Consider the following 20,124-nt stretch of genomic DNA (forward strand, 5'->3'; position numbering starts at 1 on the left):
ATAAAGGTCAGATATACTGTCTTTTATTTCGTCCAAACCCCAATTAGAAGCTCAGGTTCGAGCTAATTTGACGGAGAGCCAGGATGGCAAAGCAGCCGATGTTGAAATTCGTGAGTGTCGAGCGGGATATGCCCGAAAAACGCGCCGCCGAGGCGCGGCGTGAAGACTTCCACGAAATCTATGCCGAATATGCCGCCCAAAAGGCCGCCGAGCAAGCCAGCCGGTGCAGCCAATGTGGTGTGCCATATTGCCAGTCGCACTGCCCGTTGCACAACAATATTCCCGACTGGTTGCACATGACAGCCACAGGCCGTCTGAAAGAAGCTTATGAACTGAGCCAATCCACCAACACCTTTCCGGAAATCTGTGGTCGCATCTGCCCGCAGGACCGTCTGTGCGAAGGCAATTGTGTGATCGAACAATCAGGACATGGCACTGTCACCATCGGCGCGGTTGAAAAATATATCACTGACACGGCGTGGGACAATGGATGGGTCGAACCGATCACACCCTCTGCCGCGCGCGACGAAAGTGTTGCGATCATCGGCTCGGGGCCGGGTGGTTTGGCCGCCGCCGATGTTCTGGTGCGCGCCGGGGTCAAGGTAACGGTCTATGATCGTCACGACCGCGCGGGTGGTTTGATGACCTATGGCATTCCCGGCTTTAAATTAGAAAAAGACATCGTCATGCGGCGCGTCAAGTTGCTAGAAGATGCAGGCGTTGAATTCGTTTTGAATTGCAATGTTGGCGAAGACCTCAGCTTTCAGGATATCCGCGCAAAACACGATGCGGTCCTGCTGGCAACCGGAGTTTACAAAGGCCGTGATCTGTCCGGTCCGGGCGCGGGTGGCAAAGGGATCGTCCCGGCGCTTGACTACCTGACATGTTCGAACAAGCTAAGCTTCGGCGACACTGTGCCAGAATTCGAAAGCGGAGAGCTGAACGCAGAGGGCAAAGAAGTCGTTGTCATCGGTGGTGGCGACACCGCGATGGACTGCGTGCGCACAGCGATCCGTCAGGGCGCGAAATCGGTCAAATGCCTTTATCGGCGTGACCGCGCGAATATGCCCGGATCGCAACGTGAAACACAAAACGCCGAAGAAGAGGGTGTGGAATTCGTCTGGCTCACCGCCCCGAAGGGTTTTGTCGGCGACCCCGTCACCGACGTGATGGTGCAGAAAATGCGCCTTGGTGCGCCCGATGCCACGGGCCGTCGCAGCCCAGAAGTGATCGAAGGTGCGGATTACACCGAAAACGCTGATCTGGTCATCAAAGCACTTGGGTTTGAGCCCGAAGACCTGCCCACGCTTTGGGGCGAAAAGGACCTTGTCGTGACCCGCTGGGGCACGGTCAAAGCCGCATTCGAGACACATCAGACCGATCTGGATGGCGTCTGGGCCGTAGGTGACATCGTGCGCGGTGCGTCGCTGGTCGTTTGGGCCATTCGCGACGGGCGGGAAGCCGGGGCGAACATTTTGGAACATCTGAGCCTGGCGGCTCGGATCGCAGCGGAGTAAAGCGATGAACGGACATTGCCTATGCGGAGCGGTTCAGCTTTCGTTTGAGCCAAAAGCCCCGGAACTTCATGCCTGCCACTGCGATATGTGTCGCCGCTGGGCTGGCTCTGCCTTTGTCGAAATTGATGTCGAACCCGGCACGCTTGAAGTCGAGGGCCCGGTGAAAGCGTTTGCGTCATCCGATTGGGCAGAACGCGCGTGGTGCGACACCTGCGGCACAACGCTTTGGTATCATCTGACCTTGCCGGGACATGACGATTTTTATGCCATCTCGGCAGGGTTGGTCGACGACATGGGCGGTCTGTCGATGACGAAAGAAATTTACATAGATCGAAAGCCAGACGGGTTTGCCTTTGCGGGCAATCACGTCACGCAAACAAAAGCCGAAGTAGAGGCACAATTTGCCTCCTTCGCGGAAGGAGAACCGGAATGACGAAATATGATGCCGATTGGGTCCGCCGCGAGGAAGCCAAACGCAAGTTCATGAGCGAACACAGCCTGTATCGCGAAGAAGACGAACACAGCTCGTGTGGTGTTGGTCTGGTCGTGTCGATTGAAGGCAAGGCGTCGCGCGCTGTTGTCGAGGCAGGGATCGCCGCGCTGAAGGCCATCTGGCACCGTGGCGCTGTTGACGCAGACGGCAAGACGGGTGACGGTGCGGGTATCCATGTTCAGATCCCGGTTCCGTTCTTCCATGACCAGATCCGTCGCACTGGGCACGAGCCGCGTGAAGATCAGTTGATTGCCGTTGGCCAAGTGTTCCTGCCACGCACCGATTTCGGCGCGCAAGAAGCGTGTCGGACCATTGTTGAATCCGAAATTCTGCGTTTGGGCTATCACATCTATGGCTGGCGCCACGTCCCGGTGGACATCACCTGCCTTGGTGAAAAAGCCAACGCCACACGGCCCGAGATTGAACAGATCATGATCTCGAACTCGAAAGGCGTGGACGAAGACACGTTCGAACGCGAGCTTTACGTGATCCGCCGTCGGATCGAAAAAGCCGTGGCAAGCGCACATATCAACGGGCTTTATATTGCGTCGCTCAGCTGCCGCTCGATCATCTATAAAGGCATGATGCTGGCCGAGCAGGTGGCCGAATTTTACCCCGATTTGATGGACGAACGGTTCACGTCGACCTTCGCGATTTATCACCAGCGTTATTCGACCAACACGTTCCCCCAATGGTGGTTGGCGCAGCCGTTCCGGATGCTGGCCCATAACGGCGAGATCAATACGCTTAAGGGCAACCTGAACTGGATGAAAAGCCACGAGATCCGCATGGCCTCCAGCGCCTTTGGTGATCTGGCGGAAGATATCAAACCGATCGTTCCGGGTGGGTCGTCAGACTCGGCGGCTTTGGATGCAGTGTTTGAGGTGCTTGTGCGCGCAGGCCGCTCGGCCCCGATGGCGAAAACCATGCTGGTGCCGGAAAGCTGGTCCAAGCAGGCGGTCGAACTGCCCGAGGCCTGGAAAGACATGTATTCCTATTGCAACTCGGTGATGGAGCCGTGGGACGGCCCCGCCGCTTTGGCGATGACAGATGGTCGTTGGGTCTGTGCGGGGCTTGACCGCAACGGCTTGCGCCCTATGCGTTATGTTGTGACAGGCGACGGTCTTGTGATTGCTGGTTCCGAGGCTGGCATGGTGCCGATTGACGAAGCAGGTATTGTGGAAAAAGGCGCGCTTGGGCCGGGGCAACTTCTGGCTGTCGATACGGTTGACGGCAAGCTGTATCACGATACCGAAATTAAGAACAAATTGGCGGATTCGCGACCCTTTGGCGAATGGGTCGGCAAGATCAATGATCTGGGCGAAGGCTTTACCGAGGTCGAAGAAAAGCCGGTCTATTCCGGTGACGAACTGCGTCGCCGTCAGTTGGCCGCCGGCTATACCTTGGAAGAGCTGGAACAGATCCTTGCGCCGATGGCCGAGGATGGGAAAGAAGCGCTGGCCTCAATGGGTGATGATACGCCCTCGGCTGTTCTTTCGACGAAATACCGCCCGCTTAGCCATTTTTTCCGCCAGAATTTCAGTCAGGTGACAAACCCGCCCATCGACTCGTTGCGCGAGTTCCGCGTGATGTCGTTGAAGACTCGGTTTGGCAACCTGAAGAACGTGCTGGACGAAAGCAGCGCACAGACCGAGATTATCGTGCTGGAAAGCCCCTTTGTTGGCAACGAACAGTTCGCAAAGATGACCGAAGTGTTCAACGCGCAGATGGTCGAGATTGACTGCACTTTCCCGGTTGGTGGTGACGAAGGCGCTTTGCGTATCGCGCTGGGCGAAATCCGTGCCAAAGCCGAAGATGCGGTGCGTTCGGGCGCCGGGCACCTTGTGCTTACCGATCAGGCTCAAGGCGAAAACCGTATCGCGATGCCGATGATCCTTGCGACATCCGCTGTCCACAGCTGGCTGGTCAAGAAAGGCCTGCGCACGTTCTGTTCGATCAATATCCGTTCGGCCGAATGTCTGGACCCGCATTATTTTGCTGTGCTTGTTGGCTGTGGCGCAACCACGGTGAACGCCTATCTGGCCGAGGATTCGCTGGCGGACCGGATTGATCGCGGTCTGTTGGACTGCACGTTGACCCAAGCTGTGCGCCGCTATCGCGAAGCGATTGATCAGGGTCTTTTGAAGATCATGGCGAAGATGGGAATCTCGGTCATCTCGTCCTATCGTGGCGGGCTGAACTTTGAAGCCGTTGGGCTAAGCCGCGCCACGGTTGCCGAATATTTCCCCGGTATGACCTCGCGTATTTCGGGCATTGGTGTGAACGGCATCCAAAAGAAATTGGAAGAAGTGCACGCCGCAGGTTTTGGCGGTGGTAATCAGGTCCTGCCGGTAGGTGGTTTCTATAAAGCCCGCCGGTCAGGTGAGACACACGCATGGGAAGCGCAGACCATGCACCTGTTGCAATCTGCCTGTGACAGTGCGTCGTTTCAGATGTGGAAGCAGTATTCAGCGCGGATGCGGGCCAATCCTCCGATCCATTTGCGCGATTTGCTGGACATCAAACCGTTGGGCAAGGAAGTCCCGATTGAAGAGGTCGAAAGCATTAACGCGATCCGCAAACGGTTCGTGACACCCGGCATGTCGCTGGGCGCGTTGTCGCCCGAGGCGCATAAGACGCTGAATGTTGCGATGAACCGCATCGGCGCCAAGTCGGATTCGGGCGAGGGCGGCGAAGACCCCGCACACTTCCATCCGGAACCGAATGGTGACAACCCGTCAGCCAAGATCAAGCAGGTGGCGTCGGGCCGTTTCGGTGTGACCGCCGAATATCTGAACCAGTGTGAAGAGTTGGAAATCAAGGTCGCCCAAGGTGCCAAACCCGGCGAGGGCGGGCAGTTGCCCGGCATGAAGGTCACGGACCTGATTGCGCGTCTGCGCCATTCGACCAAGGGTGTAACTCTGATTTCACCGCCGCCGCACCACGATATCTATTCGATCGAGGATCTGGCCCAGTTGATCTATGACCTCAAGCAGATCAACCCGCGCTGCAAGGTGACGGTGAAGCTGGTTGCGGCCTCGGGCGTTGGTACGATTGCCGCGGGTGTGGCGAAGGCCAAGGCCGACGTGATCCTGATTTCGGGCCACAATGGTGGCACAGGCGCGTCGCCGGCGACCTCGATCAAATTCGCGGGACTGCCGTGGGAAATGGGTCTGACCGAAGCGCACCAAGTGTTGGCGATGAACAACCTGCGCGACCGTGTGACGTTGCGCACCGATGGTGGTCTGCGCACCGGTCGTGACATCGTCATGGCTGCGATGATGGGGGCTGAGGAATACGGCATCGGCACCGCCGCCCTGATCGCGATGGGCTGTATCATGGTGCGTCAGTGCCAGTCGAACACCTGCCCCGTGGGCGTCTGCACGCAGGATGAAGACCTACGCAAGAAGTTCACCGGCAGCGCGGACAAGGTGGTCAACCTGATCACCTTCTATGCGCAGGAAGTGCGCGAGATCCTCGCCTCGATCGGTGCGCGGTCGCTGGATGAGGTGATCGGGCGTGCTGATCTGCTGAGCCAGGTCAGCCGTGGTTCGGCACATCTGGATGACCTTGACCTGAACCCGCTTCTGCTGGTCGTCGATGGCGCGGATAAGATTGTGTACAACCGCAATCGCGACCGGAATCCGGTGCCTGATACGCTGGATGCAGAAATCGTGCGCGACGCGCATCGCTTCCTTGAAGATGGCGAGAAGATGCAGCTTTCCTATACGGTGCAGAATACGCACCGGACGGTCGGCACGCGCATTTCTAGCCATATCGTTAAACGGTTTGGCATGCGCAACAGCCTGCAACCTGACCACCTGACGGTGAAGCTGCAAGGCTCGGCCGGACAGTCTCTGGGGGCGTTCGCCGCTCCGGGCTTGAAGATCGAGGTGTCGGGCGACGCCAACGATTATGTCGGCAAAGGCCTGTCTGGTGGCACGATTGTGGTGCGCCCGCCGCTGTCCAGCCCGTTAGTGGCCTGTGAAAATACGATCATCGGCAACACGGTGCTTTATGGTGCAACGGACGGCTACCTGTTTGCCGCTGGGCGTGCGGGCGAACGTTTCGCCGTGCGAAACTCTGGCGCGCATGTGGTGATCGAAGGCTGTGGCTCGAACGGGTGCGAGTATATGACCGGCGGTGTCGCGGTGATCCTTGGGTCCATCGGGTCCAACTTTGGCGCGGGTATGACGGGCGGCATGGCCTATCTGTATGACCCCGATGGCGTTGCGCAGAAATACATGAACATGGAAAGCCTTGTGACCAACCCGGTCACAGTCGACCATTGGGAAGCCCAGCTAAAATCGCTGATCGAACGCCACGCCGAAGAAACCCGCAGCCTGTTGGCGACGGAAATCCTGCGGCATTGGGATCTTGAGAAAGGTAACTTCCTTCAGGTCTGCCCGATTGAGATGCTGGAAAGACTGCCCGCGCCGCTGAGCCATGAGGCGGACGCCATACTGGCAGAGTAACACCAGACAAAAGCACAAGCGCCCGCCTCATCGGTGGGCGCTTTGTTTTGCACCCATCGCCATCCCGCGCGCCTTGACCGGATCGCCGCATCATGGTCTGAAAGATGCGTGGCACGAGCAGCAAAAAAAAAGAAGCCAGCGGGCAAAAGAAAGGCGCAAAAGAAAAAGCGCCTAAAGCTTCATCCCATCGCGTGGATCAGGCTTTGGTTAAAGCGTGCGCTTCTGGCGGTCATTGCGTTCTTTGCGCTGGGCATTGTGGGCTATGCGTTCGTCAATCCCCCCACCACCCCCCACATTATTGGGGAAAAAATGCGTCTGGGTTGGGCTGATCACCAATGGGTTGATCTGGACGAGGTCGCACCTGTTATGGCGCGCTCGGTCGTGGCGGCAGAGGATGCGAATTTTTGCCAGCACTGGGGCTTTGATATGCGCGCCATCCGGGCCGCGATTGACGCCGGCGGCGCGCGGGGGGCCTCGACGCTGACCCAGCAAGTCGTCAAGAACGTTTATCTTTGGCACGGGCGGTCCTGGCCGCGCAAGGTGTTGGAGGCCAGCTTCACGCCCTTTGTCGAACTGTTCTGGTCCAAACGACGTATCGTCGAGGTCTATTTGAACATTGCCGAATTTGATGAAGGGGTGTTTGGCGTGGAGGCCGCGGCGCATCATTATTTCGGCGTTGGCCCGGATAAGCTAACAGCGGTGCAGGCCGCGCGTCTGGCGGCGTTACTGCCCAATCCCAAGGAGCGTTCGGCCTCTCGTCCATCGCCATTTGTGCGCAAACGCGCGCAATCGATCCTTGACGGGGCGGCTACGATCCGCGCGGATGGGCGTGCTTCTTGTTTCGAGGATTGATCCCAAGGCGCAAAAGCGGCAATACGGGACAAAGAAAGAATTCTGATAAACGCCATGAACCGACTTTTTCACGTCCCCCTGTCCCCGTTTTGCCGCAAGGTGCGCCTGTCGCTTGCCGAAAAGAAGATCGAGGTCGAACTGGTCGAGGAAAAGTATTGGGAGCGCAGCAAAGATTTTCTGCTTCGTAACCCGGCTGGCAAAGTGCCGATCCTGAAGATGGACGGCAAGCTGCTAAGTGAAAGCGGCCCGATCTGCGAATATATCGAAGAACGCCACCCAACGCCGGCCTTGCTGCCCACCGACCCCGAAGGTCGGTATGAAGTGCGCCGTCTGGTCAGTTGGTTTGACGACAAGTTCCATAACGAAGTCACCGCAAACCTGCTTTACGAGCGGGTCAACAAAAAGGTGATGGGGGCGGGCTATCCAGAAAGTCGCAACATCAAGGCCGGGGCGAAGGCGATCAAGTATCACCTTGACTATATGGATTGGTTGTTGGAACAGCGCCGCTGGCTTGCTGGCAATGCGATGACGCTTGCCGATTTTGCTGCGGCTGCCCATCTGTCGTCACTGGATTATATCAATGACGTGGACTGGAACCGGAACGAGAACGTGCGCGAATGGTATGCCAAGATAAAATCACGCCCCGCGTTCCGGTCGATCCTTGCCGATCAGATCCCCGGCTTTCCGCAGCCTCCGCACTATTCGGACCTTGATTTTTGACCGCCGAGATACGGCAGGCCATCATCGACACAGCCCAGAACGAAGGGTTCGCGCAGCTCGGGTTCTGCCGCCCTGACTCTGTGCCCGAAATTGCAAACCGGCTGGAATCCTTTGTGGCACAAGGTCGCCACGGCGATATGGGATGGATGGGCGATCGGATGAACTGGCGGGGAAATCCTGCTGCTTTGTGGCCAGAGTCCCGCACCGTCATCATGCTGGCCGAACCCTATACGCCTGCGCATGATCCGATGCAGGTGGTGGGGATGCCCGACCGCGCGGCCATCAGCGTTTATGCGCAAAACCGCGACTACCACGATATCGTCAAAAAACGCCTGAAACGGGTGGGGCGATGGATGATCGACAGTTTCGGTGGCGAGATCAAAGTGTTCGTAGATACCGCCCCGGTGATGGAAAAACCCCTTGCCGCGGCCGCCGGGCTGGGCTGGCAGGGCAAACATACGAACCTTCTGTCACGAGAGCTTGGAAGCTGGTTTTTCCTTGGCGCGATCTTCACCACGCTTGAGTTGCCGACCGACCGACCGGCGGATGAGAATTGCGGGTCTTGCACCGCGTGTCTGGACGCCTGCCCGACAGACGCGTTCCCCGCGCCGTTCCAACTGGATGCGCGCCGATGCATTTCTTATCTGACAATCGAGCATAAGGGCCCGGTCGACGAACCGCTCAGGTCGCAATTGGGCAATCACATTTACGGCTGCGATGATTGCCTGGCTGCCTGCCCTTGGAACAAGTTCGCAGTCGAGGCGTCCGAGATGCGGTATGCGGCACGCGCAGACCTCGTTGCCCCCCGGCTTGCCGAGTTGACTGGGTTCGACGATGCGGGCTTCCGGGCGCACTTTTCTGGCAATCCGATCAAACGCATCGGGTTGTCGCGGTTTTTGCGTAATGTGCTTTATGCCATCGGCAATTCGGATGATCCGGCATTACTGCCCCATGCGCAGGCGCATACAGAAAACGACGATGCAGTCGTGTCGGATGCCGCGCGCTGGGCTGTTGGAAAGCTGTCCAGCCGCGACTAGTCGCTCGTCGGCGCGGACGGGCGGGCTGCGAGCATATAAAATGCTGCGATTGCGGCGTTTACGCCTTTGACAGCCCTAGCTTTCTTAAACGGTCCGATACGCGAGGCACCGACCTCATAGGTGACCGACGTGCCTTGGTTTGGCGCGTCAGTGACGATCGCATGTAAATCGACGTTTTTGATGTCAAACGCTTGAATCAGCGATTGCCTAAAGGTGTCGCTTGATTGGGCTTCAGTTATCCCGTCCCATCGGACATGTGCGATGATGTCGGCCCGCCTGCCTTCGTCCTGTTTGTCCCGGTCTGCCTTGGTGACGCCGAGGGGGCGAAACGTCGGGTCTTTGGTATACGAATACCACCCTAGCGCCGCCGCACCGGGAAGTGCGACCACACAGATGATCACCACCAACAAAATTACCCCGCGGCGTGCGAACATGCCCGGCTCCTACCCCGTTTTGTTGGCAGGATAGGGCGGGCACGTTCACGAAGTGTTAATGCGCGTTAGCTGCGCACCAGTTTTTCATAGCTTTCCGCGATGTCGCGGGTCAGGGCGCCCACTTCGAAGGTGTGTTCGCCGATCTGGCCGACAGGGGTCACTTCAGCGGCGGAACCGGTCAGCCAGCATTGCTCAAAGCCTTCCAGTTCTTCCGGCATGATATGGCGTTCGTGCACCGTGACACCTTTCTCTTGCAACATACCAATAACCGTTTGGCGCGTCAGGCCGTTCAGGATCGCATCTGGCAGCGGCGTATGCACTTCACCGTCTTTCACGAAAAAGACGTTGGCACCGGTCGCTTCGGCCACATAGCCGCGATAGTCCATGAACAGCGCGTCCGAGCAGCCTTTGGCTTCGGCAGCATGCTTTGACATGGTGCAGATCATGTAAAGACCGGCGGCCTTGGCGGCGGTCGGGATGGTTTCAGGCGACGGGCGCTTCCACTTCGCGATGTCCAGCTTGGCACCTTGCATCTTGGCGTCACCGTAATAGTCGCCCCAAGCCCAGGCCGCGACGGCCATCCGCACCGGATTGCGCGCGGACGAGACTCCCATATCTTCGCCCGCCCCACGCCACGCCACGACACGCACATAGGCGTTGGTCAGGTTGTTTGCCTCAACCACGGCCTGCTTTGCGGCTTCGATTTCGTCAACGGTATAGGGGATCGGCATATCCATCATCTCGCCCGACTTCAAAAGCCGTTCAGAATGCTTGCGCGACAAGAAGATCTTGCCGTCATACAAGCGCTCGCCTTCAAATACCGACGAGGCATAATGCAGCGCGTGGCTTAGGATGTGGATGTTTGCGTCACGCCATTCGACCAACTGGCCGTCCATCCAGATTTTACCGTCACGGTCATCATATCCGCTCATGTCCCAGTCCTTTCCAGTTCGTCGCCCGCAGGCCTGTTTGCGAAAGTTGCGCAGATTAGGTCCGGTTCGGATATAAAATTACGCAAAATCAGCATTTCGCTAACAATTGATTCTTGGAAAGTCAACAACACTGACATAAAACTAGTTCCTGTAACATGAATTGTGATGAGGTCGGCAATGGCGGACATGCAGACACCGGGCGGGCAATCGCTGCTATTTCTGACCGATGAACAGTTGCGCAAGGGCATCGAGGCGATGTTCTTTGCCTATCGCGGATTTACCGCCGACCCGGACCGCATCCTTGATCAATATCGGCTTGGCCGCGCGCATCATCGCGCGCTGCATTTTATCAGCCGGGCGCCGGGCACAACGGTGAACAATCTTCTGTCCATTTTGGGCGTGACCAAGCAGTCTCTAAACAGGGTTCTGCGCACATTGATCGACGACGGGTTGGTTGAAAGCCGTGTTGGCACGCGTGACAAGCGTGAGCGGCACTTGTTTTTGACGGAAAGCGGCGCTGCGCTTGAGCAGGAATTGTCCACTGCCCAACGCGAACGTATGCGACAGGCCTATCGCGAGGCGGGGCCAGAGGCGGTGCAGGGTTTTCGCTCTGTGCTGGAAGCCATGATGGACCCCGAGTTGCGACGCCACTTTAACCGGGCAAAGGATGAACGTGATGAGTGATCTGGCCGAAGCGCATCTTCTTATCGTTGATGATGATGAACGCATTCGCAGACTATTGCAGAAATACCTGATCCGGCAGGGGTTTTGGGTCAGTGCGGCGCGCGATGCAGCCCATGCGCGACGCCTGCTTGAGGGGTTGGATTTCGACATGATCGTCATGGATGTGATGATGCCGGGCGAAGACGGGATCAGCCTGACCCGATCGCTGCGCGAGACTTTGGCGACGCCGATCCTGTTGCTGACGGCAAAAGGCGATACCGAGGATCGGATCAAGGGGCTGGAAGCGGGCGCGGATGACTATTTGGCAAAACCGTTTGAGCCCAAAGAGCTGCTGTTGCGCATCAACGCCATTTTGCGCCGCATGCCGACGACCACGGAAGAGGTCGCGCCGAAAGTGCTGAACCTGGGCGAAAAATACTATGACACGGAACGAGGCGAGTTGTGGCATGGCGAACAGCTTGTGCGTCTGACCGCGACCGAAGCGCAACTGATGAAAATTTTTTCGACGACCCCCGGCGATGCGGTCAGTCGCACGTCGCTGGTCGAACAATTGGGTCGCGATCAGGGGCAAGCGCAGGAACGGGCGGTGGATGTGCAGATCACTCGGCTGCGCCGCAAGCTGGAAGCTGACCCCAAGCAGCCGCGTTATTTGCAGACGGTGCGGGGTGCGGGATACATGCTTGCGCCGGATTGATTGTGAGGGCGCGATTGCCCGATCAGACATCGGCTTGTTGTGCCGTCCGTATTGTCCTAGCGTCGCGCCATGACAACTTTGCTATACACACACCCGGTCTGCCTTGAACATGTAACGCCGCCGGGCCACCCCGAACAAGTTGCGCGGCTGGAGGCTATCGAAGCCGCGCTGTCTGTGCCTGGCTTTGCCGCGCTTGATCGCCGGACTGCACCGATGGGAACGGTGGATCATGTGCGCCTTGGGCATTCGCGCCGATATTTTGAGAAACTTGATGACGCCGCGCCGGTCGAAGGCTGGGCACAGCTGGATGGCGATACGTTCATGGCCCCCGGCTCGCTGGAGGCTGCGTTTCGCGCCATTGGGGCGAATGTGGCTGCAATAGACACTATTTTGGCAGGTGAGGCGCAAAATGCCTTCGTCGCCTGTCGTCCGCCCGGCCATCATGCCGAAAAGGCGACCCCGATGGGGTTCTGTCTGTTTTCCACCGTCGCCATCGCCGCGCGCCATGCGGCCGAGCATCATGGGCTTGACCGGATTGCTGTGCTGGATTTCGACGTACATCACGGGAACGGGACGCAGGACGTGCTGTGGCATGAATCGCGGGTGCGGTTTGTGTCGTCTCACCAGATGCCGCTTTATCCCGGTTCGGGCGGGCTGCACCAGAAGGGCGCGTTCGGGCAGATTTTCAACATGCCCTTGGAAGAGGCGACCGGCGGCGAGGTCATGCAAGAGGCGTGGGAGAATGCGTTTTCCGCTGTGTTAGAGCCTTATGAGCCGCAACTGGTGCTCGTATCGGCTGGGTTCGACGCCCATCGCCGTGACCCGCTGGCGGGGCTTCAATGGGAAACCGAGGACTTCGCGTGGATGGCGCATCGGATTTGCGATCTGGCGGATAAATGCTGTGATGGCCGGGTGGTATCGTCGCTTGAGGGCGGTTATGATCTGCAGGCCCTCGGCGACAGTGTCGGGGCCTATGTAAACGTGATGATGGAGCGAGGCGCATGAGCGATAAACCCGTAGGCGAGATGAGTTTTGAAGAGGCCATGCGTGCGCTGGAAGCCGTGGTCGGCCAGTTGGAGCGCGGCGACGTGGCGCTTGAGGATTCGATCAAGCTCTATGAACGTGGGGCCGAATTGAAGGCGCGCTGCGAGACGAAGTTGAAAGAGGCCGAAGAAAAGGTCGCTGCCATCACGCTTGATCCCAATGGAACCCCGATCGGGGCAACGCCCGTCGAAGGGCTGTAAATGTTCGCCGAACGGCTGACGGAAACCCGTGCACTGGCGCGTGCCTGTCTGCACGGGGCCATCCGCGACGGCGGCGTTCTGGCAGAGCCGATGCGCTATGCAACTGGCGGCGGCAAAGGATTGCGTGGGTTTCTGGTGATGGAATCTGCTCGGCTTCACGGCGTTGGGGACGCGCGATCTGTTTGGCCCGCCGCCGCGATCGAGGCCATTCATGCCTATTCTCTGGTGCATGATGATCTGCCTTGCATGGACAACGACGATCTGCGTCGTGGCCTGCCCACCGTTCACAAGAAATGGGACGAGGCGACGGCAGTTCTGGTCGGTGACGCCTTGCAAAGCTTAGCGTTCGAGCTGATCACCAATGATGCGGTTGGTGACGCGCGGGTGGGGTTGGTCGCAACGCTGGCGCGGGCGGCGGGGCAAGTGGGGATGGTGCACGGACAAGCTCTGGACATCGCCGCCGAAACTGCTGCGGACCCGTTGACGCTGGACGAGATTACCACGCTTCAGGCTGGCAAAACCGGGGCGTTGATCCGCTGGTCTGCCGAGGCCGGGGCGCTGTTGGCGGGGCTAGACCCCAAACCAATGCGCGATTACGCGGCCGCTTTGGGTCTGGCCTTTCAGATTGCAGATGACATTTTGGATGTCGAAGGCGACGCACGTGCTGTCGGTAAGGCCGTCGGCAAGGATGCCGACGCTGGCAAGGCCACTTTCGTGTCTTTGTTGGGTCTGCAAGCGGCGAAAACCCGCGCAACCGAACTTGTGGAACAGGCCTGTGACGCTTTAGCGCCGTATGGTGAGGATCCCGAAACCTTGCGGGAAGCCGCCCGTTTCGTTATCCAGCGCGACAGATAGGCAGCGGGGCGAATATGGCCGACACACCCGAAACACCCATTCTGGACCGCGTGACGGTTCCGGCAGATATGAAATCGCTGTCTGATCGCGAGATTTTGGCGCTGGCCAAGGAAGTGCGGGCCGAGACGATTTCGGCTGTGTCCGAAACTGGCGGCCATCTGGGGGCTGGGCTTGGTGTTGTCGAACTGACAGTGGCGTTGCACGCGGTGTTTGATACGCCGCGCGACCGGATCATCTGGGACGTGGGCCACCAATGCTATCCGCACAAAATTCTGACCGGACGGCGCGACCGTATCCGCACCTTGCGTTGCGAAGGTGGGTTGTCGGGCTTCACCAAGCGCTCGGAAAGCCCGTTTGACCCGTTCGGGGCTGGGCACAGCTCGACCTCGATCTCGGCGGCATTGGGCTTTGCGGTGGCGCGCGATCTTGGGGGTGCACCAGAACATGGGATCGGCGATGCGATTGCCGTCATTGGCGACGGATCAATGTCCGCCGGGATGGCGTTCGAGGCGATGAACAATGCAGGCCATTTGGGGCGCCGCTTGTTTGTGATCCTGAATGACAACGAAATGTCGATTGCTCCGCCCGTGGGTGCGATGTCGAACTATCTCAGCCGCCTTTACGCGGGCGAACCGTTTCAGGAGTTGAAAGCTGCTGCCAAGGGCGCAGTTAGCCTGCTGCCCGAGCCGCTCCAAGAAGGCGCGCGCCGGGCCAAGGAAATGGTCAAGTCGATGACCGTCGGCGGCACACTATTTGAAGAACTTGGCTTTTCCTATGTCGGTCCGATTGATGGGCATGACATGGAAAGCCTGCTGTCGATCCTGCGCACGGTTCATGATCGCGCGACCGGACCGATGCTGATCCATGTGATCACCAAGAAGGGCAAAGGCTATGCACCGGCTGAGGCTGCACGCGATCGCGGCCATGCCACCGCCAAGTTCGATGTGGCAAGCGGCAGGCAGCACAAGGCACCGTCGAATGCGCCCAGCTATACCTCGGTGTTTGGCAAGACGCTGGTCGATCTGGCCGGGAAAGACGACAAGGTTTGTGCCGTGACGGCAGCCATGCCGGATGGCACCGGATTGAACCTGATGGCGGAACGCTATCCGTCGCGGTGCTTTGACGTGGGCATTGCCGAACAGCACGGCGTGACCTTTTCGGCGGCGCTGGCCGCCGGCGGCATGAAGCCCTTCTGCGCGATGTATTCGACCTTCCTTCAGCGTGGTTATGATCAGGTTGTGCACGATGTGGCGGTCCAGCGTCTGCCTGTGCGCTTTGCCATCGACCGCGCCGGTCTGGTCGGGGCCGATGGTGCGACCCATGCCGGCGCATATGACATCGCTTTCATGTCTAACCTGCCCGGAATGGTCGTCATGGCCGCCGCAGACGAGGCCGAATTGATGCACATGGTCGCCACCGCGCATTCCATCAATGACGGCCCGTCCGCCTTCCGCTATCCGCGTGGTGAAGGTGTTGGGGTTGATCTGCCCGAACAGGGCGAGGTGCTGGAAATCGGCAAAGGGCGCATGATCCGTGAAGGGTCGCGTGTGGCGATCCTGTCGTTTGGCACGCGTCTTTCCGAGGTTGAGAAAGCCGCCGAAAAGCTCGACGCGCGTGGTATCACGCCAACGATTGCCGACGCCCGTTTTGCCAAGCCGCTGGATCGCGACCTGATCCTGAAGCTGGCAGCAGACCACGAAGCGCTGATTACCATTGAAGAAGGCGCAATTGGCGGCTTCGGCAGCCATGTCGCGCAGCTTTTGGCGGAAGAGGGCGCGTTCGACGCCGGCCTTAAATACCGATCTATGGTGCTGCCCGACACGTTCATCGACCACGCCAGCCCGGCCCGGATGTATGAAGAGGCCAAACTGTCCGCCAAAGATATCGAAGCGAAAGTGCTGGATGTCCTAGGCGTGGCGCAGATCGGCGAAAAGCGGGCCTAACCCTCAGCTTTTAGCAGCGCGGCAAGGCCCTCGCGATATGTCGGGTAAAGCAGCTTAACGCCAAGTTCGCCCTTGATCCGATCGTTACGCACCCGTTTGCTTTCCGCATAGAAACTGCGCGCCATGGGCGTCATCTCGGCGGTCTCATAGTCTTCTGCGGGCGGGTGTGGCAGGCCCAGAAGGTCTGCGGCGTGGGACAGCACATCCTCGGGTGGGGCGGCAAGGTCGTCACAGACGTTGTAGATGCGACCCGGATTAGGGGTAGCGATGGACGCTGCAAGCACTTGCGCGATGTCATCCACATGGATGCGCGAAAAGACCTGATTTTCTTTGATGATCCGCCGTGCCGCGCCGCGCCGCACTTTTGCAAATGGCCCCCGACCGGGGCCATAGATGCCAGCAAGCCGAAAGATATGCAGGGGCAGACCGGTGTCAGCGGCAAGTTCTTGCCACGCGGCTTCTGCCTTGACCCTTTGTTGCCCGCGCTTTGTGGACGGCGACAGGGCTGTGTCCTCGCTGACCCAACCACCACCGTGATCGCCGTAAACCCCTGTGGTTGACAGGTAACCGACCCACTGAAGTTGCGGCGCGATGCGGGCAATATCGTCTCTAACCTGGCGTAATACCGGGTCTCCATCTGCGCCAGGTCCAGCAGAAATCAACAGATGCGTGGTGCGCGACAACGCCGGGCCAATGTCGCCGCCCGGCCATTGAATGACGCCCTCGCCGGGCTCGCGCGAGGTGCCAATGATGGTGAAATCACCGCCCAATTTCCGCGCCAATGCGCGTGCAGAGTAGCCAAAGCCGAAGATGAAAAGCGTCTTATCCATGTGCGCAGTATCGCTGTGCAGACCTGATTGGAAAGCGCAAATTTCCGGGTGTTTTGGGGGTTGCGCTAACATTGGAAATTTGAACAATGGGTCAATGGAAAAACCAGCTATCAAAACTTGGTCAGAATGCGCCGCCCGCCTTGTCGCGGTGGCCGCAGGACGCGAACCCGCCGATCTGGTGATCCGGGGCGGGCGCGTGGTAAATGTTCACAGCCGCGAGGTGCTGGACGGCTGGCAGGTCGCCATTGCCGATGGCCGATTTGCCTATGTCGGGCCCGACGCTAGTCACTGTATTGGCGACACGACAGAGGTGATCGAGGCCGATGGCCAACACCTGATCCCCGGCCTGTGTGACGCGCATATGCATATCGAAAGCGGGATGCTGACACCTGCTGAATTCGCCCGTGCCGTGATCCCACATGGCACGACGACAATGTTCACCGACCCCCACGAGATCGCGAATGTGATGGGGCTTGAGGGCGTGAAATTGATGCATGATGAGGCTCTAATGCAGCCCGTTAACATCTTTACGCAGATGCCGTCCTGCGCACCGTCTGCACCGGGATTAGAGACGACTGGCTATGAGATCACGCCCGAGGATGTGGCCGAGGCGATGGAATGGCCGGGCATCATCGGGCTGGGTGAGATGATGAATTTCCCCGGCGTGGTGAACGGTGATGCAAAAATGCTGGCCGAGATTGCAGCGACGCAGGTTGCGGGCAAAACCGTGGGCGGGCATTATGCCAGCCCCGATCTTGGCCCCGCGTTTCATGCCTATGCGGCGGGTGGCCCGGCGGATGATCACGAAGGCACGTGCGAGGCGGACGCCATTGCGCGGGTGCGCCAAGGGATGCGGTCGATGATGCGGCTGGGATCTGCCTGGTATGACATTGAAACCCAGATCACGGCGGTCACGGAAAAGGGTCTGGACCCGCGCAACTTCATCCTTTGCACGGATGATTGCCACTCGGGCACGCTGGTCAATGACGGCCATATGAACCGCGTGGTGCGTCACGCGATTTCCTGCGGGTGTGATCCGCTCATCGCGCTGCAAATGGCGACGATCAACACGGCCACGCATTTCGGGTTAGAGCGTGAATTAGGCTCTATTACACCCGGAAGGCGGGCAGATGTCATCCTGACCGATGATCTGACGACGCTGCCGATCAACCGCGTGATCGCGCGCGGCGTGACAGTGGCCGAGGGCGGAGAGGTCACGGTTGAGTGCCCGCATCTGGACTGGCCCGAATATGCACGCAAGACCGTCCATCTGGGCAAAACGCTCGGGGCTGCTGATTTCGAGATCACGGCCCCAGAGGGCGCAAACTCGATCCGGGCCAAGGTCATTGGTGTGGTGGAAAATCAGGCGCCAACCAAAGCACTGGTCCGCGATCTTGGCATCGCGGATGGGTTGGTGCAAATGGATGAAACGCAGGATGTTTGTCAGATCGCCCTTGTTGAACGCCACCGTGCAACGGGTGACGTGGTCAACGGGCTGGTATCGGGCTTTGGGTATCAAGGCCGGATGGCGATTGCGTCGACCGTCGCGCATGACAGCCACCATATGATCGTCGTCGGCACCAGCCGCGAAGATATGGCGCTGGCCGCGAACCGTCTAGGCGAGGTTGGCGGCGGCATCACCGTGTTCAAGGACGGCGAAGAGCTGGCTTTGGTCGAGCTTCCGGTCGCGGGCCTGATGTCGGACGCGCCAGCGAAAGAGGTCGCAGCGAAAGCGGATGCGATGGTCGAAGCCATGGCCGCCTGTGGCTGCACATTGAACAACGCCTATATGCAACATTCGCTTCTGGCGCTTGTTGTCATCCCCGAGTTACGCATTTCTGATCTGGGTCTTGTGGACGTGACCCGATTTGAACTGACCAACCTGATTGAGGAGCATTGATGCCTGCTAACGGACACTCCATTCCTGTGATTACGCCCCCAAGCGGCGCGCATGAAACGTTCACTGACGCCAAGGCTGCCGTTCGGCGGCTGAAAGAGCTGTATGATCAAGCTTGCACATTTTTGTGCGAGACGTTTGAGCAGTCAGTCTCTGGCGATCAACCCGACACGCGGTTTCGCGCCTTTTACCCTGAGATCAGCCTGACCACGACCAGCCACGCGCAAATCGACACGCGTCTGAGTTTTGGCCACGTTTCCGCGCCGGGCACTTACAGCACCACAATCACGCGCCCGGACCTGTTCGAAAACTATTTAATCCAGCAAATATCGCTGTTGTTCGAACATCATGGCGTCGCGGTTTGGATCGGCCTCTCAGATACGCCGATCCCGGTGCACTTTGCTGTGGCAAATGAACCAGACATAACCGTACCACAAGAAGGTGCGATGAGCTTCCCGCTGCGCGACGTGTTTGACGTGCCCGACCTGTCCAGCACCAATGATGACATCGTAAATGGTGTCGCGCAGATCGGTGAAAACGGTGCGGGTCCGCTTGCGCCGTTCACTGCGCAGCGGGTGGATTATTCGCTCGCGCGCCTGTCGCATTATACTGCAACCAAGCCCGAAGATTTCCAAAACTACGTTCTGTTCACCAACTATCAGTTCTATGTTGAAGAGTTCGAAGCCTTTGCACGCCAGATGCTGGCCGATCCGAACAGCGGCTATAATGCGTTTGTCGGACCCGGACACCACGAAATTACAACACACGATCAAGTGTTGCCGGTGCTGGAAAAGCTGCCCCAAATGCCATCCTATCACCTGAAACGGGTGGATGGATCCGGCGTTACTCTGGTGAATATCGGGGTGGGACCATCTAATGCGAAAACGGCGACCGACCACATTGCGGTTCTGCGCCCTCATGCTTGGTTGATGGTCGGCCATTGCGCGGGGCTTCGCAACAGCCAGCGGCTGGGTGACTTTGTGCTGGCGCATGCCTATCTGCGCGAAGACAAGGTTCTGGATGATGATCTGCCCCTTTGGGTGCCGATCCCGCCACTTGCCGAAATCCAGATTGCGCTGGAACAGGCCGTTGCCGAAGTGACCGAGCTAAAGGGGTACGAGCTGAAGCGTATCATGCGGACTGGCACCGTCGCGACGCTTGATAACCGCAACTGGGAACTTCGGGACCAGTCGGGGCCGGTGCAACGGCTAAGCCAGTCGCGCGCGATTGCGTTGGATATGGAAAGTGCGACCATTGCCGCCAACGGGTTTCGCTTCCGCGTGCCCTATGGCACGCTGCTGTGTGTGTCCGACAAACCGCTGCACGGAGAGCTGAAATTGCCCGGTATGGCATCCGATTTTTACAAGTCACAGGTGTCACGCCATCTGCTTATTGGGATACAGGCGATGGAAACTTTACGCGATATGCCGATCGAGCGAATCCACAGTCGGAAACTCAGAAGCTTCGAAGAGACTGCCTTCCTTTAGGGAAGGTAGGGCAAAAACAGGCAAAAAAGC

Annotated in this window: 17 protein-coding genes; 14 read left to right on the forward strand and 3 right to left on the reverse strand. The window is 58.7% G+C overall.

Annotated features, from left to right (window positions below; genetic code table 11):
* Positions 1–83 precede the first annotated feature (83 nt).
* The 6 genes from MUY35_RS05990 to queG all read left to right on the forward strand — a co-directional run bounded on the left by MUY35_RS05990 (position 84) and on the right by queG (position 9,094).
* Positions 84–1,517: an NAD(P)-dependent oxidoreductase gene (locus MUY35_RS05990; protein WP_248364749.1), complete on the forward strand. Its 1,434-nt coding sequence runs from the start codon at positions 84–86 to the stop codon at positions 1,515–1,517.
* Between the two features lie 4 nt (positions 1,518–1,521).
* The gene (locus MUY35_RS05995; RefSeq protein ID WP_248364750.1) at positions 1,522–1,950 is read left to right on the forward strand and encodes a GFA family protein; all 429 of its coding nucleotides are present in this window, start codon (positions 1,522–1,524) and stop codon (positions 1,948–1,950) included.
* Entirely contained in the window at positions 1,947–6,485 is a 4,539-nt protein-coding gene (gltB, locus tag MUY35_RS06000; RefSeq protein WP_248364752.1) for a glutamate synthase large subunit, read from the forward strand. Before MUY35_RS05995 ends, gltB begins: the two co-directional genes overlap by 4 nt.
* A gap of 108 nt (positions 6,486–6,593) precedes the next feature.
* Positions 6,594–7,337 (forward strand): monofunctional biosynthetic peptidoglycan transglycosylase, encoded by a 744-nt coding sequence (gene mtgA / locus MUY35_RS06005; protein ID WP_248364753.1) that lies wholly within the window; start codon positions 6,594–6,596, stop codon positions 7,335–7,337.
* A gap of 54 nt (positions 7,338–7,391) precedes the next feature.
* Positions 7,392–8,057, forward strand: coding sequence for a glutathione S-transferase family protein (locus tag MUY35_RS06010; RefSeq protein ID WP_248364754.1), 666 nt, complete (start codon positions 7,392–7,394; stop codon positions 8,055–8,057).
* Complete coding sequence (queG, locus tag MUY35_RS06015; RefSeq protein WP_248364755.1) at positions 8,054–9,094, forward strand: tRNA epoxyqueuosine(34) reductase QueG; 1,041 nt, start codon at positions 8,054–8,056, stop codon at positions 9,092–9,094. Before MUY35_RS06010 ends, queG begins: the two co-directional genes overlap by 4 nt.
* Here the strand turns inward: queG and MUY35_RS06020 are convergent.
* Both MUY35_RS06020 and MUY35_RS06025 read right to left on the reverse strand, forming a co-directional pair.
* Positions 9,091–9,528 carry a hypothetical protein gene (locus tag MUY35_RS06020; protein WP_248364756.1) on the reverse strand — a complete coding sequence of 146 codons (438 nt, stop codon included), beginning with the start codon at positions 9,526–9,528 and terminating at the stop codon, positions 9,091–9,093. The two genes, queG and MUY35_RS06020, sit on opposite strands and share 4 nt — an antisense overlap.
* 65 nt (positions 9,529–9,593) lie before the next feature.
* Positions 9,594–10,460 carry a branched-chain amino acid aminotransferase gene (locus tag MUY35_RS06025; RefSeq protein ID WP_248364757.1) on the reverse strand — a complete coding sequence of 289 codons (867 nt, stop codon included), beginning with the start codon at positions 10,458–10,460 and terminating at the stop codon, positions 9,594–9,596.
* 177 nt (positions 10,461–10,637) lie between these two features.
* On the opposite strand from MUY35_RS06025, the gene MUY35_RS06030 reads away from it, so the two are divergent.
* The 6 genes from MUY35_RS06030 (at position 10,638) to dxs (ending at position 15,880) form a co-directional block, all read left to right on the forward strand.
* Positions 10,638–11,144 carry a MarR family transcriptional regulator gene (locus MUY35_RS06030; protein WP_248364758.1) on the forward strand — a complete coding sequence of 169 codons (507 nt, stop codon included), beginning with the start codon at positions 10,638–10,640 and terminating at the stop codon, positions 11,142–11,144.
* Positions 11,137–11,838: a response regulator gene (locus MUY35_RS06035; protein ID WP_248364760.1), complete on the forward strand. Its 702-nt coding sequence runs from the start codon at positions 11,137–11,139 to the stop codon at positions 11,836–11,838. Before MUY35_RS06030 ends, MUY35_RS06035 begins: the two co-directional genes overlap by 8 nt.
* A 69-nt stretch (positions 11,839–11,907) precedes the next feature.
* On the forward strand, positions 11,908–12,843 hold the full coding sequence (locus MUY35_RS06040) for a histone deacetylase family protein (RefSeq protein ID WP_248364762.1): 936 nt from the start codon (positions 11,908–11,910) through the stop codon (positions 12,841–12,843).
* Positions 12,840–13,082 (forward strand): exodeoxyribonuclease VII small subunit, encoded by a 243-nt coding sequence (locus tag MUY35_RS06045; RefSeq protein ID WP_248364763.1) that lies wholly within the window; start codon positions 12,840–12,842, stop codon positions 13,080–13,082. Before MUY35_RS06040 ends, MUY35_RS06045 begins: the two co-directional genes overlap by 4 nt.
* A complete protein-coding gene (locus tag MUY35_RS06050) occupies positions 13,083–13,937 on the forward strand; it encodes a polyprenyl synthetase family protein (protein ID WP_248364765.1) in 855 nt (284 codons plus the stop codon).
* 14 nt (positions 13,938–13,951) lie between these two features.
* The gene (gene dxs, locus MUY35_RS06055; RefSeq protein ID WP_248364767.1) at positions 13,952–15,880 is read left to right on the forward strand and encodes a 1-deoxy-D-xylulose-5-phosphate synthase; all 1,929 of its coding nucleotides are present in this window, start codon (positions 13,952–13,954) and stop codon (positions 15,878–15,880) included.
* On the opposite strand, the gene MUY35_RS06060 is transcribed toward dxs, so the two are convergent.
* Positions 15,877–16,710, reverse strand: a complete 834-nt coding sequence (locus MUY35_RS06060; protein ID WP_248364769.1) for an SDR family oxidoreductase — start codon at positions 16,708–16,710, stop codon at positions 15,877–15,879. The two genes, dxs and MUY35_RS06060, sit on opposite strands and share 4 nt — an antisense overlap.
* Positions 16,711–16,804: 94 nt before the next feature.
* Here MUY35_RS06060 and ade point away from each other — a divergent pair, with 94 nt between their 5' ends.
* Both ade and MUY35_RS06070 read left to right on the forward strand, forming a co-directional pair.
* Complete coding sequence (gene ade / locus MUY35_RS06065) at positions 16,805–18,610, forward strand: adenine deaminase (protein WP_248364771.1); 1,806 nt, start codon at positions 16,805–16,807, stop codon at positions 18,608–18,610.
* The gene (locus tag MUY35_RS06070; RefSeq protein ID WP_248364773.1) at positions 18,610–20,094 is read left to right on the forward strand and encodes an AMP nucleosidase; all 1,485 of its coding nucleotides are present in this window, start codon (positions 18,610–18,612) and stop codon (positions 20,092–20,094) included. Before ade ends, MUY35_RS06070 begins: the two co-directional genes overlap by 1 nt.
* Positions 20,095–20,124: the final 30 nt, after the last annotated feature.

Origin of the sequence: Aliiroseovarius sp. S1339 (genome assembly GCF_023195695.1) — a bacterium.
Taxonomy (GTDB): Bacteria; Pseudomonadota; Alphaproteobacteria; order Rhodobacterales; family Rhodobacteraceae; genus Aliiroseovarius.